13 protein-coding genes are annotated in these 14,774 nt (G+C 31.4%); 11 read left to right on the forward strand and 2 right to left on the reverse strand.

Translation table 11 applies throughout. From position 1 onward, the window contains the following. Nucleotides 1-28: 28 nt before the first annotated feature. Nucleotides 29-1,867, reverse strand: coding sequence for a translational GTPase TypA (gene typA / locus UF10_RS04380; protein WP_106776595.1), 1,839 nt, complete (start codon nt 1,865-1,867; stop codon nt 29-31). Nucleotides 1,868-2,273: 406 nt separating this feature from the next. Between typA and UF10_RS04385 the strand changes: the two genes are divergently transcribed. After that, the gene (locus tag UF10_RS04385; RefSeq protein WP_106776596.1) at nt 2,274-4,547 is read left to right on the forward strand and encodes a heavy metal translocating P-type ATPase; all 2,274 of its coding nucleotides are present in this window, start codon (nt 2,274-2,276) and stop codon (nt 4,545-4,547) included. A gap of 182 nt (nt 4,548-4,729) precedes the next feature. Here the strand turns inward: UF10_RS04385 and UF10_RS04390 are convergent, their stop codons facing one another. Then, nucleotides 4,730-5,020 (reverse strand): Dabb family protein, encoded by a 291-nt coding sequence (locus UF10_RS04390; protein WP_106776597.1) that lies wholly within the window; start codon nt 5,018-5,020, stop codon nt 4,730-4,732. Nucleotides 5,021-5,212: 192 nt separating this feature from the next. On the opposite strand from UF10_RS04390, the gene UF10_RS04395 reads away from it, so the two are divergent. The 10 genes from UF10_RS04395 to UF10_RS04440 all read left to right on the forward strand — a co-directional run bounded on the left by UF10_RS04395 (nt 5,213) and on the right by UF10_RS04440 (nt 14,735). Next, the gene (locus UF10_RS04395) at nt 5,213-5,884 is read left to right on the forward strand and encodes a response regulator transcription factor (protein ID WP_106776598.1); all 672 of its coding nucleotides are present in this window, start codon (nt 5,213-5,215) and stop codon (nt 5,882-5,884) included. Further along, on the forward strand, nt 5,877-6,851 hold the full coding sequence (locus tag UF10_RS04400) for a sensor histidine kinase (protein ID WP_146130768.1): 975 nt from the start codon (nt 5,877-5,879) through the stop codon (nt 6,849-6,851). The genes UF10_RS04395 and UF10_RS04400 overlap by 8 nt, the downstream gene beginning before the upstream one ends. 40 nt (nt 6,852-6,891) lie before the next feature. Beyond that, a complete protein-coding gene (locus tag UF10_RS04405; protein WP_106776600.1) occupies nt 6,892-8,265 on the forward strand; it encodes an NCS2 family permease in 1,374 nt (457 codons plus the stop codon). 226 nt (nt 8,266-8,491) lie between these two features. Continuing rightward, on the forward strand, nt 8,492-10,111 hold the full coding sequence (locus tag UF10_RS04410) for an ABC-F family ATP-binding cassette domain-containing protein (protein ID WP_106776601.1): 1,620 nt from the start codon (nt 8,492-8,494) through the stop codon (nt 10,109-10,111). 330 nt (nt 10,112-10,441) lie between these two features. Continuing rightward, nucleotides 10,442-11,023: a recombinase family protein gene (locus UF10_RS04415; protein ID WP_106776602.1), complete on the forward strand. Its 582-nt coding sequence runs from the start codon at nt 10,442-10,444 to the stop codon at nt 11,021-11,023. 67 nt (nt 11,024-11,090) lie between these two features. Beyond that, nucleotides 11,091-11,705, forward strand: a complete 615-nt coding sequence (locus tag UF10_RS04420; RefSeq protein WP_106776603.1) for an NUDIX hydrolase — start codon at nt 11,091-11,093, stop codon at nt 11,703-11,705. A gap of 162 nt (nt 11,706-11,867) precedes the next feature. Then, on the forward strand, nt 11,868-12,158 hold the full coding sequence (locus UF10_RS04425) for an MTH1187 family thiamine-binding protein (protein ID WP_106776604.1): 291 nt from the start codon (nt 11,868-11,870) through the stop codon (nt 12,156-12,158). Nucleotides 12,159-12,192: 34 nt separating this feature from the next. Continuing rightward, nucleotides 12,193-12,894 carry an ABC transporter permease gene (locus UF10_RS04430; RefSeq protein WP_242969042.1) on the forward strand — a complete coding sequence of 234 codons (702 nt, stop codon included), beginning with the start codon at nt 12,193-12,195 and terminating at the stop codon, nt 12,892-12,894. A gap of 121 nt (nt 12,895-13,015) precedes the next feature. Next, complete coding sequence (locus tag UF10_RS04435) at nt 13,016-14,038, forward strand: ABC transporter substrate-binding protein (protein WP_106776606.1); 1,023 nt, start codon at nt 13,016-13,018, stop codon at nt 14,036-14,038. After that, the gene (locus UF10_RS04440) at nt 14,013-14,735 is read left to right on the forward strand and encodes an ABC transporter ATP-binding protein (protein ID WP_106776607.1); all 723 of its coding nucleotides are present in this window, start codon (nt 14,013-14,015) and stop codon (nt 14,733-14,735) included. Before UF10_RS04435 ends, UF10_RS04440 begins: the two co-directional genes overlap by 26 nt. Nucleotides 14,736-14,774: the final 39 nt, after the last annotated feature.

A 14,774-nucleotide genomic window follows, 5' to 3' on the forward strand; every position in this document is an offset into this window, starting at 1 on the left:
GCCGAATCATTTGATTCGGCTTTTCTAATTAATCTATAACCTTATTTGATATAGATCTATTATATTTTATTCTATCTTGTTCATTTAGAACTTTCTTTCTAAGTCTTATAGCATCCGGAGTTACTTCTACAAGTTCATCATCATCTATAAAGTCTAGCGATTCTTCTAGAGTAAACTTCTTTGGAGGAGCAAGTTTAATAGCATCATCTGAACCAGAAGCTCTAACATTACTCATCTTTTTATTCTTAGTAGGGTTAACTACCATATCTTCTTTTCTTGAGTTCATTCCAATAATCATACCTTCATAAACGTCAACAGCTGGCTCTACAAATAGAGTACCTCTTGAAGATAGCGCATTTAATGCATATCCCATTGTTTTACCAGGACTTTGTGATATTAAAACACCATTTAGTCTTGATGGGATTTCACCCTTATATTCTTCAAATCTATCAAATGAAGAAAGTAGAGTACCTTCACCTCTTGTAATATTTATAAATTCACTTCTATATCCAAGAAGACCTCTTGTAGGTACTAAAAACTCTATCTTGACATATCCGCCATCTACTATTTCCATAGATTCCATCATACCTTTTCTAGTATTTAATTCACTGATTACAGTACCAGAATAGTTTTCAGGACAGTTTACTATTACTCTTTCTATTGGTTCAACAGTCTTTCCATTTTCATCTTTGTGCATAAGAACCTGTGGCTTAGATACACCTAATTCATATCCTTCACGTCTCATATTTTCTATAAGTATAGATAAATGAAGTTCTCCACGTCCACTTACCTTGTAACCGTCAGTCGTATCTAAAGCTTCAACTCTAAGTCCAACATTTACTTCCAATTCTTTTTCTAGTCTATCCCTTATGTGTCTTGTAGTAACAAACTTACCACTTCTTCCTACAAATGGAGAATCATTTACCATAAAGTTCATAGATAGAGTAGGTTCTTCTATTAATATTTCTCCCATTGGAAGATTCTGATCTGAATTACAGATAGTTTCACCTATTTCTATATCAGATATACCAGCTATAACCACTATATCTCCACTAGAAGCTTCAGAAACATTAGTCTGAACCAATCCTTCATAAACTGAAAGCTTTGAAATCTTGCCTTTTCTTGGTTCTTTACCTTCAGAGCATATATTAATTTGTTCTGATGAATTAAGCTTCCCCTTGAAAACTCTACCAATACCTAATCTTCCTATATAATCATCATATGCAAGTGCAGAAATCTGTACCTGTAATGGTTCATTATCATAATCAGGATATGCATCTACATGATTTACTATTGTTTCAAATAGAGGAGTTAAGTCCTTACTATCATCGCTCATTTCTTTTTTCGCTATACCTTCCTTAGCTATACCGTACACTATAGGGAAGTCACACTGTTCGTCGTTTGCATTTAACTCAACAAATAAGTCAAATACTTCATTTACTACCTCTTCAGCTCTCTGGTCATTTTTATCAATCTTATTGATAAATAGAATAGGTCTCAATCCCTGTTCTAATGACTTTTGAAGAACAAATCTCGTCTGAGGCATAGGACCTTCAGTAGCATCTACTAGTAAAACAACTGTATCAACTGTCTTAAGAACACGTTCAACTTCAGAAGAGAAGTCACTATGTCCTGGTGTATCAACTATATTTATTTTGTAATCTCCATGTCTTATAGAACAATTCTTAGAATATATTGTAATTCCTCTTTCCTGTTCTATATCATCACTATCCATTACACGTTCTCTTATTACTTCATTTTCTCTAAATACTCCACTTTGATCTAGGAAAGCATCTACTAGGGTAGACTTACCTGCATCAACATGGGCAATTACTGCAATATTAATTATATTGTGTTTCATACTCACTAAACTCGCTCCTTTAAAATCTAATATATAAAATGTAATTTACATCTTGTATTTTATTTACAACAACTTTTATATTATAACAAATAAAATTACTATTGTATACACGTTTTTCTGTTGAAAGCGTTTCGTATAAAGTTTTTTTTTTGCAAAAAATCACTGACTTTCGTTGAAACTTAGTGATTTTTCAAAATACGTTTACAATAGTAGTTGATTTTTGACGGAATCAGTGTATAATAGTTAGTATATGATAGATGTTTTCAAAAGTATAAATATTCTATTTTATACTACTAAGAAAAGTTCTTCTTTATAAAAAATCAATTTTAAATTGTTGAAATTATAAACTAATATTAGGGTATATATAATGTAGATTAATTTTAACAATGTTAATTTGAGAAAGGATAATGCTATGACTAGTAATTCAAAAAATAAAAAATTAGACTTTATGGTCGAAGGGATGACCTGTGCTGCATGCTCAAAGTCAGCTGAAAGATCTCTTAAGAAAACTGAGGGGGTAGTGTCTGCCACAGTGAATATTGCTACCGAAAAGGCAAGTGTGGAGTATGACCCTGAAATAACTAATATAGATGATTTGAGAAAATCAATAGAAAAAGTAGGCTTTCATATGATTTTAGAAGATGAGGAAGATGAGTTAGAGGGCAATGACAATATGCTTAGAAGATTCATCGTCGCAATTGTTTTTGCAACATTAGTCTTTATAGTTTCTATGGGACCAATGATTGGACTTGCACTGCCAGAGTTTATTTCACCTCATCATAATCCTAAAAACTATGCCATTGTTCAGTTGATACTTACAATACCAGTGCTAATAGCAGGAAGAAACTTCTATATAAATGGATTTAAATCAATATTTAATAAATCACCAAATATGGACTCACTAGTTGCAGTATCAACATCAGCAGCCTTTTTATATAGCTTGGCAAATACTTACAGAATGTTTTCCAATGAAACATTTCTTAATATGCTATTAGAAACTCACAAGCATCTACCTCTATATTATGAGAGTGCGACTATGATTATAGCTCTTATAATGTTAGGTAAATATTTGGAAGCTAGAAGTAAAGAAAAAACTTCTCAAGCTATCAAATCACTTATGGAGCTACAAGCAAAGACAGCTATTGTAGAAGTCAATGGCAAGGAAAAAGAAGTTGCAATAGAAGAAGTAAAAGTTGGAGATATAATAATAGTTAAACCAGGTCAAAAGATACCTGTTGATGGTAAAATAATATTTGGTTCAACTTCCGTGGATGAATCAATGCTTACTGGAGAGAGTATTCCAGTAGAAAAAACTATAGATAACTATGTAACAGGATCAAGTATTAACAAAAATGGTTTTATAAAATTCAAGGCTGAAAAGGTCGGTAAGGATACCACTCTTTATCAGATTATTAAGCTTGTTGAAGATGCTCAAAATAAAAAGGCACCTATAGCAAATTTGGCGGATGTTGTGTCAGGTGTGTTCGTGCCGATAGTAATGACTATTGCTATTGTATCTGCATTATTATGGTATTTTATAGGAGGATCAGGATTTGAGTTCGCTCTTACTATATTTATATCTGTATTAGTAATTGCTTGCCCGTGTGCCTTGGGACTTGCTACACCAACAGCTATTATGGTCGGTACAGGAAAAGGTGCAGAAAATGGTATCTTGATAAAGGGTGGAGATTCTCTAGAGTCAGCTCACAAGATTACAACTGTAGCATTCGATAAGACTGGTACAATAACAAACGGCAAACCTATCGTTACTGATTTATATATAGTAGATAATAATTTCTCAAAAGAAGAAATAATATCATTTATATCTTCTGCCGAGTCAAGCTCTGAGCATCCTTTAGCAGATTCAATAGTAGAATATGCTAAAGAAAATAATATTGCTATAGAAAATCCAGATTCATTCAAAAGTATTACTGGTAAGGGTATAGAGGCTAATATTTCAGGAAATAAGGTATTGCTTGGAAATAAAAAACTGCTAGAATCAAATTCTATAAAAATAGAAAGCGATCTTCTTGAAAAATCAGAAAAACTAGCTAGTCAGGGCAAAACTCCTATGTATATATCTATAAATCAAAATGCTACGGCTATCGTTGCAGTGGCAGATACTATAAAGGACAGTAGTAAGGAAACCATAGAAAAGCTTCATAGTATGGGAATAAAAGTAGCTATGATTACTGGAGATAATGAAAAAACTGCAAAAGCAATTGCCAAAGAGGTTGGCATAGATATTGTAAAGGCAGATGTATTGCCTTCAGAAAAATCTCAAGTAATAAAAGACCTACAATCTTCAGATGAATTTGTTGCGATGGTAGGGGATGGAATCAATGATTCACCTGCACTTGCACAGGCAAATGTTGGTATAGCTATTGGAAATGGTACAGATGTTGCCATAGAATCAGCAGATATAGTATTAATGAAAGATGATTTGATGGACGTTGCAAACTCAATCAAGCTAAGTAAGGAAACTATTAGAAATATAAAGCAAAATCTATTTTGGGCATTTGGATATAATATCATCGGTATACCTTTTGCCGCTGGATTTTTCTATATATTTGGAGGACCTCTGCTAAATCCTATGATTGCAGCTGCGGCTATGAGTTTATCTTCAGTGAGTGTAGTAACAAATGCCCTTAGACTGAAGAAATTCCAAGCATATAAAAACAATTAATATTTGAAATATATATTTAAAAAGGGACTACTCTATATAGAGTAGTCCCTTTTATTTATTTTTCTTAAAGCTAGATTCTCTCTCGCTTCTTTTTTCTTTTAATATCAGTTACTTATAATATTCTTATCTTATTTATATTAGATTGATAAAACTTATAAATATGTTTCCTTCCAATGAAATTACTACTGAATATCGATTACCGCCTTATCTACTAATCCCTCTGCTTTAAATTCCTTTAAAAATTCCTGATGAGCAGGATGTTTTATATAATCTTCAAGAATATAATCATCTCCAAGATCAACAAATAATATAATATCCATATTGTCAGTATTTTCTAGACAATTAAGCTTGAATTCGTAATTTTTGATAACATTAAACTCATTTTTAAGCTTTTCATACGTCCCAGTAAGAATTTTTGACAAGTTTTTTTTATTTTCGTTTCTTTTGAATTTAAACAATACTATGTGTTTCATAAAATACCTCCATTAAATTTATATATTTATTTGATTATACACCATAAAATTAAAAAAATACATAGCTTTTTGCTTAATAAAGTAAATTGTAGATAGTGCTTTATAAAATTGATTGAAACTATTTTCTATGCTATAATATTCCCTATCTGATAGAATGATTATAAAATTCCAACAGAAAAAGGAGACAAAATTATGAACCGATATAATATTCTCGTCATTGAAGATGACAAAGACATACAAGAGCTAATGGTCGAGTTTTTGAAAGCAAAAGACTACTATGTAGATGCTGTATCGGATGGAGTAAAAGGTATACAAAAGTTCAAAGAAAAAAAATATGATCTTATTATTTTAGATATCATGATGCCTAATCTAGATGGCTTCACTACTTGTAAAATGATTAGAAACTCTTCAAATATACCTATTATATTCTTGACCGCCTTGACAGATGAAGCCGATCAAATGAAAGGATTTGAACTAGGATGTGATGATTACATAACTAAGCCATTTTCTTTTAATTTACTTGTAAAAAGAGTAGAGGCTATACTGAAGAGAACAACAAAAGCTGACAATAAAGATACACTTGTATTCAAAGATATGACTTTAGGACTAAATACATATACTGTTGATATAGATGGAGAATCCATAGAGCTCACACTAAAAGAGTTTAATATCTTAAAGGAATTAATAGAAAAGTATCCTCAGGTTATTACAAGAGAAAATCTATTGGACAGCATATGGGGATATGACTTTTATGGTGATACTAGAATTGTAGATGCCCATATAAAAAATATTAGAAAAAAGATAAAATTGCCTTATATTAAGACAGTGAAAGGTATAGGTTATACGCTTGAAAAGAATGATTAAATTATGGAGTAAATTAAAATTAAAAAGACGTTTATTTTTAACTACATCTATATTAATTACTTTTCTTACAGCTGTTATAACCACAATGGTTTTTTTAATACTACCTAATATATATTATTCTACTTGTGGATATAAACCTATAAACAAGGTTAAATTTTTTGATATTTTGCCTATGGTTATAGTACTAGTTGTAATTTTTTCCATTATTGCATCTTTTTTATTTATGAGCTTAATTACAAAACCCCTTGTAGATATTATAGATAAAGAGCACTTACAGATGGTTAGAAAAAAGGAGTTTATGGCTGCTATATCGCACGATCTCAAAACTCCTATAACTATTATAAGTGGTCAACTAGAAGGTATGATATATAATGTAGGAAAATATAAAGATAGAGACTTCTATCTAAATAAGTGTTATGAGGATATGCAAGAGCTCAAGTTTCTCATAAATAGAACAATCGAGATTTCAAAAAGGGATTTGCTTACAGACGGCCTGGTCAAAACAGAGCTTGATATAAACGCTTTATTAGAAGAGGTAGTCTCTAAGCACAAGTTCTTATATAATAGTAAGAATATTTCTATGAACTTAAATATATACAATACTAAGAAAATTTTTGCAAATAAGGAAGATATGCAGACTGTTTTAAACAATTTGATATCCAATGCAATTATATATTCACCTGAAAATGAAGATATAATTATTAATTTATTTGAAATTAATAAAAGGGTATCTGAAACGCTTGTCCGATTTTCTATTGAAAATACTGGTATTTCGCTGAACAAAGAAAAACTGACAAAAATTTTTGACCCTCTATATAGAGTTGAGTCCTCTAGAAATAAAAATACTGGTGGGACTGGATTAGGTTTATATTTTGTAGATCAAATCCTAAAAAACCACGAATTTTTTTATAAGATGTTTAGTAGGGAAAATTCTACAATATTTATAGTAGATTTTAAAACCCTATAAAATATAAAATATAATCAATTTAATTAAACGGAGGTATTAAATGAATTCAAATCAAGAATTAAGTGGTATTCAAAAGGCTTTTCCACTACTAACTGAAAAAAATGTAGATATGAAAAAGGAAATAGTTGCCGGTATTACTACGTTCTTAACAATGGCTTACATCATAGCTGTCAATCCAAGTACTCTAGCTGCTGCAGGTATGGATGCGGGTGCCCTAGTAACAGGTACTTGTCTAGCTGCTGCAATAGGATGCTTTATTATGGGATTTATGGCAAACCTACCATTTGCACTTGCATCAGGTATGGGATTAAACGCATTCTTTGCGTACACAGTAGTTCTTAAAGGTGGAGTTCCTTGGGAAACAGCATTAACTGCTGTATTTGTAGAAGGTATTATATTTTTATTCCTTACTTTATTTAAAGTTCGTGAAGCAGTTGTAAACTCTATTCCACTTAACATGAAACATGCTGTTACAGCAGGTATAGGAATATTTATTGCATTTTTAGGTCTTAAGGGATCTGGTTTAGTAGTTGCAAACGAAGCAACATTAGTAAGTATGGGAGCTCTTTCTCCTACAGTCATTTTTGCTTTTATAGGATTATTTATAGTTGGTATTATGGATAAAAAAGGACGTAAAGGGGCAATACTTGCAGGGATAGCCGTATCTTCAGTAATGGCTTGGATATATGCATATATGAACCCAGAAGCAGCCTCTGCACTTGGTATATATCTTCCGGATGGAATATTTAAATATCAGTCAATAAAGCCAATAGCTGGAAAAGTTGACTTCGCATTTTTAGCACATCCAAAAGATATTGGTAACTTCTTTGTAGTGGTTTGTACATTCTTATTTGTCGACTTCTTTGACACAGTAGGAACACTAGTTGGAGTTGCTTCAAGAGCAAATATGCTAGATGAAGAAGGTAATGTTCCAAATGTAGGTAGAGCTCTTTTATCAGACTCTTTAGCTACAATGATAGGTGCTTTACTTGGAGTATCAACTGTTACTACATACGTTGAATCATCTACAGGTGTACTAGCGGGCGGAAGAACTGGATATACAGCAATTACTGTTGGTGTTTTATTCCTTGTAGCAATGTTTTTCTCACCAATATTTATAGCAATACCAGCTTGTGCTACAGCACCAGCACTTATATACGTTGGATACCTTATGATTAGTTCAATGCACGAAATTGATATACACAACGTAACAGAAGGTTTACCAGCCTTTATTACAGTGATTAGTATGGCTCTTACATATAGTATAGGTGATGGTCTTACAATAGGTATACTTTCATATGTTATAATTAATCTTTTATACAATCTATTTTCAAAGCCAGAAGATAGAAAGCACGTATCAGCCGTAATGATAGTGCTTGGAATTTTATTCTTAGTAAAATTATTATTCTTATAAATTGTATCTACTAGACACTTTTCAAAGAATTACTTGTGTTTTTACTAAAAACGCTTGAAAATTAGACTAATTTTGGTTAATATAGAACTAGTAGTAAAATTGGACTATTGAAATTACAATAGTCCTTTTTTAACGCGTAATTGAATTTTAAAGATAACCTAATTTTTGAAAAAGTTTTATTAATTAGTTTAGAAAATATTATGTTTTTATAGAAAGGAATACAATAATGCTACAAGTAACTGATGTAGGTTTAAGATTTGGAGACAAAGAACTTTACAAAGAAGTAAACCTAAAATTTACAAAAGGAAATTGCTACGGTATAATAGGAGCAAACGGAGCAGGGAAGAGTACTTTCCTGAAGATACTATCAGGAGAAATAGAGCCTAATACAGGTAATGTATCTATAACAGAAAAAGAAAGAATGTCTGTGCTTAAGCAGGACCACTTTGAATATGATCAGTGTTCACTAATTGATGTTGTAATTATGGGACACGAAAGACTATGGGAAATTATGAAAGAAAAAGATGCCATATATATGAAGGAAGATTTTACAGATGAAGATGGTATTAAGGCAGCAGAGTTAGAAGGAGAATTTGCAGAACTAGATGGTTGGGATGCAGAAACTAACGCTGAAAAGATACTAATGGGACTAGGTATTGAAAAAGAATTACATTATTCATTAATGAATGAGTTGTCTGGAGGAGATAAGGTAAAGGTATTACTTGCTCAGGCCTTATTTGGTTCTCCTGAGATACTTTTACTAGATGAGCCTACTAACCATTTAGATTATGCTTCAATTAAGTGGCTTAATGAATTTATAATAAATCTTGATGATACTATAGTAATAGTAGTATCACATGATAGACATTTCCTAAATACAATCTGTACTCACATAGTAGATGTTGACTTTGGTAAGGTTCAGCTATATACAGGAAACTATGACTTCTGGTATGAATCTAGCCAGCTAGCACTTCAGTTAATGAAAGATCAAAATAAAAAGGCTGAAGAAAAAGTCGCTCAGTTAAAAGAGTTTATTGCCAGATTTAGTTCAAATGCATCAAAGGCAAAGCAGGCTACTTCAAGAAAGAAGCAGCTAGAAAAGTTAAATATAGAAGAAATACAGCCTTCTAGAAGAAAGTATCCTTATGTTGCTTTTAAGCCTGAAAGAGAAATAGGAAATGAAGTACTAGAAGTAACTAATTTATCTAAGACTATCGATGGAAATAAAGTTTTAGATAATATTAGCTTTAGATTAGATAAAGATGATAAGACAGTATTTATGGGAAATGATATGGCAGCAACTGTACTATTTGATATCCTATCAGGAAAAGATGAAGATTATGAAGGTGAAGTTAAGTGGGGTGTAACTACTTCTCATGACTATTTACCAAAGAATCACAATGAATACTTTGATGGATATGATCTTTCTCTAGTTGATTGGCTAAGACAATATTCTGAAGAAAAGATAGAAAGTTATATCAGAGGTTTCTTGGGAAGAATGCTTTTTAGTGGAGATGAAGCTCTAAAGGAAGCTAGCGTATTAAGTGGTGGAGAAAAGGTTAGATGTATGCTATCTAAGCTTATGTTATCTAATGCCAATGTATTAATATTAGATGACCCTACAAATCACCTTGACCTAGAATCTATTACTTCTGTAAATAAGGCTCTAGAAGATTTTGATGGAGTACTTTTATTTACATCCCATGACCACCAGTTTATATCTTCTATTGCAAATAGAATAATATTTATAGGTGATACTGGAATAGTAGATAGAAAAATGAACTTTGAAGACTTTATCGAAAGTGATGATATACAAGATCAACTTAAAAAAATCGTACAAGCATAAATAAATTTTATATAAATAATATAGGCAAGCAGAAATTTTTCTGTTTGCCTATATTTATTGTCTGTTTTACTAAATATCAAAACTCCTATTTTAAATATAACTTATGATACTAAATCATGAAATATTGAATAGGCTAGGACTCATATCATATTATTAATTTAATTTTACTTATTCATAAGTTATGATTGTTTTAAATATTGTTTTTGTGGTATAATAAATAATATCTATAAATAATTACTTATATTTTAAATTTGAAGTACAATGTTTTTGAATATAACTTATGGGTATTTTTTATGCGTACTAATATATAAACATGGGAGGTGTTATTTTATGATTTATGGCTATTGCAGAGCTACAACGCCCAAGCAGATTGAACTTGGTTATCTAGAAGAACAAGAAAATAAAATTTCAGAAAGATACTTCGATAGCATTATGTTTAAGGAAAAATCTTTAGATATGAATGTCAAACCAGAGTTTGAAAAATTAATGCAATCATTATCTTCAGGTGATACACTAGTAGTAACTAAGCTAGATCGTTTTGCAAAATCAATTGAAGATGCTTATATCATAATAAAAAAATTAAAAGAAAATAATATAAATATTCATATACTTAATATTGGACTTATAGATAATTCTATGTTGGGAAATGTAATATATGATACATTAGCTGCAGTAGATGAATTTGACAAAGCACTTTTGGTAGAAAGAATACAATCAGGCAAAAATAAGGCCAAAAAATCTAATGGATTTAAAGAGGGAAGACCAAAGAAATACTCCCAAGAACAGATAGATGAAGCATTAGAAATGCTAAATTCTTATTCTTATAAAAAAGTTGAAGATATTACGGGTATCTCTAAGAGTACCCTAATCAGAGCAAAAAAAGATAAAAAAAATTTGAATTCTAATAAATAGATTTAATTGTTCCGAGGACTAAAAATTTTCGTTTTGGTCCTCTTATTTTAATATGTGAGGTGATTATATGTACAATTTAAGTGAACTTTTCAGTGACTATGTCCCCACTCTTATAGGTGCTGACAAAGTAATTTATTCATCCGTTGTTATTCCTGTCATATACAAAAATGGTGAAGCTCATCTTATCTTTGAGCTAAGATCAAAGAATCTAAAGCATCAACCAGGGGAGGTCTCTTTTCCAGGTGGTAAGATTGAACACGGAGAAAGCCCAAAAGATGCTGCTGTGAGGGAGTTTTGCGAGGAATTGATGTGTAGTGAAGATAATATAAAAATAATATCTGAAATTGACACTTATTTAGCTCCTGCAAGAGCACTTATACACTGCTTTTTGGCAGAAGTAAACGAAGATATAAACCTAAATATAGAAAATGATGAAGTTGCTGAGATATTTTTGGTGCCTGTTCGTTACTTTCTAGATACAGATCCCGAAGAATATAGAAATTCTGTCTGCGTGGAACCCGATGAAAAATTCCCATTTAAAAAAATGTGTATATCTGAAAGCTATACATGGGGCAATCCAAGCTATCCTGTATACTTTTATGAATATAATGGATATGTAATTTGGGGTATAACAGCTTATATAGCAAGAAATTTTGTAAAAAAACTAGATTCTATGTTATAATATATTTTAGAATAAAAATTAGATATTGATAGGGGAGCTTTTGCTGAGAGGAAAAACTGTTTCGACCCTTAAACCCATTGGATAATGCCAGTGTAGGAATTTTTTTAAAATGTCTCACACTTGTGAGGCATTTATTTATATCTTAAAAAGGAGATGATTAAAATGGTTATAGCTGATATTGCTGTAATGCCACTAAGACCTTATGGAAGTGAAGATGAAATGTATAAAGTAGTCGATGCTTGTATAGAGTTAATTGAAAATAGTGGACTAAAATGTGAAATAGGTGCTAATAGCACAACTGTTGAAGGTGACTTGGATGATGTATTCGAATTGGGTAAAAAAGTTCATCAACTACCTTTTGAATTGGGATGTGAAAGAGTAATAACAATCTTTAGAGTAGACCAAAAGCAGGGCGGAATCACTATAGATGAAAAACTCAAAAATCATAAATAGGGTAAAAGACGCTCTCTATCCTATACTTACTTTTTTGGCACTCTTAGTTATATGGCAAGTATCTGTAAGTAAAATGAATGTTCCATCATATATACTTCCATCACCATTGGATATTGTAGAGGAATTTAAGAAAGACTGGCCCGTTCTTTTGATGCACAGTAAAGTTACTCTTACTGAAACTATTTTAGGACTTTCTATATCTGTAGTTATAGCCCTTTTAATAGGAACATTAATGGACTTTATACCTATTGTCAAAAGATGTTTGTATCCAATAATGTATATCACGCAGATGATACCCACAATTACAATAGCACCATTACTTGTAATATGGTTTGGTTTTGGAATAAAGTCAAAGGTTCTCTGCGTTATACTTACGTGCTTCTTCCCAATTCTGATTAATTTCACGGATGGTATAGATAGTATAGATAGAGATTATTTAAATCTGTTCAAAATTATGAAGGCTAATAAGATTAAAACTTTTATACATCTTAAGTTTCCCATGTCTTTAGATAAGTTTTTTACAGGATTAAAGATATCTTCTACTTATGCCTTTGTCGCTGCCACAGTAGCTGAATGGCTAGGAGGAACGGCTGGACTTGGAGTGTATATGGTTAGGGCAAAGAGTTCCTATGCACTGGATAAGGTTTTTGCTTGTACTATTTTGGTTGTTGCATTTAGCCTTATCTTTGTAGCTATAATAGCACTACTAAAAAAAGTTTTTCTAAAGAAATACTAATTGTTCAATAAATAATATCAAAATAATAAAAAGCAATTATAAAACTTCATCATATCAATTATAAAACTTCATCATATATAGAAAACAAAACTATCTATGATGACTTCAAGGAGGATTAAAAATGAAAATAAAAAAATTATTATCATTAGGTTTAGTTGGAGTACTTAGTTTATCTTTAATCACTGGCTGTACTTCTGGAGATAAGAAGGAAGCTGCAAAGAGTCCTGAAAAGCTTCAGAAAGTAACTCTTATGCTTGACTATACACCTAATACAAATCATACAGGTATCTATGTTGCAAAAGACAAGGGTTATTATAAAGAAGAGGGAATTGACCTAGATATTGTTCAACCATCAGATGGAAACTCTTCTACACTAGTAGCAACAGGTCAGGCTCAATTTGGTGTGAGTTACCAAGAAGATGTTACTTATGCACTTACAAAGGAAAAAGATCCTCTGCCTATTACTGCTATAGCTACAATAATCCAGCATAATACATCTGGATTTGCATCACCAGCATCAAAAAATATTAAAACACCTAAAGATTTTGAAGATAAGACTTACGGTGGCTGGGGATCTCCATCTGAGGAGGCCATAGTAAAACTTGCTATGGAAAAAAACGGTGCTGATTTTTCTAAGTTGAAAATGGTTGACATAGGTCAAGATGATTTCTTTACAGCAACAAAGAAGAATATAGATGTAGCTTGGATATTTGAAGGTTGGGATGGTGTTAAGGCTAAGTTAGTAGATGAAGCTATTAACTATATACCAGTAAAAGACATCGATCCAGCATTGGATTATTATACACCTATACTAATAACTAGTGATGAAACAATAAAAAACGATCCTGAATTAGTTAAAAAGTTTATGAACGCAACAGCAAAAGGATATAAATTTGCAATAGATAATCCAAAAGAGTCTGCTGAAATACTTTCAGCTGCTGTTCCTGAGTTAGACAAAAAACTTTTAGAAGCAAGTCAAAACTTCTTATCTACTCAATATAAGGCAGATGCTCCTAGATGGGGTGAAATGAAGGCTTCAGTATGGGAAAACTATGCTAAATTTATGAAAGATAATGGATTAATAAAGAAGGATTTAGATATAAAAGAGGCATTTACAAATGAATTCTTACCAGAAGAAAAGTAAGGTAGACCTAAAGAATGTTTATAAATCTTTTGGATCTACAGATGTTTTAGAAAATATAAATATTGAACTAAAAGAAGGCGAATTAGTGTCTATTGTAGGCCCTAGTGGATGTGGTAAAAGTACCATTTTTAATATTCTTACCGATTTAATAAAGTTGGATAAAGGTAAGGCTGAGATAAATGGTGAAGTTAGCTATATGTATCAAAAGGATCTTTTACTACCATATAAAACGATACTAGATAATGTTTCTTTACCACTTCAAATTAATGGAGTTTCTAAAAAAAAGGCTAGAGAAGAGGCTTTATCATACTTTGAAGTATTTGATCTTCAAGGTTATGAGAATAGCTACCCTCACGAATTGTCTGGTGGTATGAAGCAAAGAGCAAACTTTCTTAGAACTTTTATCTGTTCTAATGATATTATGCTTTTGGATGAGCCCTTTGGTGCACTTGACTCTATCACTAAGAGATCTATTCAGGAGTGGTTCTTACATATTAGAAAAAAGGTAAACTCTACTATACTTTTAATCACTCATGATATAGATGAAGCCATTATGCTTTCTGATAGAATATACGTACTATCCAACAAACCGGCACGCATAAAAGAGGAATTCGATCTTAATGAAGATATTTTTAACAAAGAAGATCTAGAAAAAAGAGCGCTTTTAAAGGAAAAAATTATTGAATTACTTCGCTAAATATTAAGATAAATCCAATGATACCAACTAGTGTATTGT

Source organism: Peptostreptococcus russellii (assembly GCF_003012055.1).
Classification (GTDB): Bacteria; Bacillota; Clostridia; order Peptostreptococcales; family Peptostreptococcaceae; genus Peptostreptococcus; species Peptostreptococcus russellii.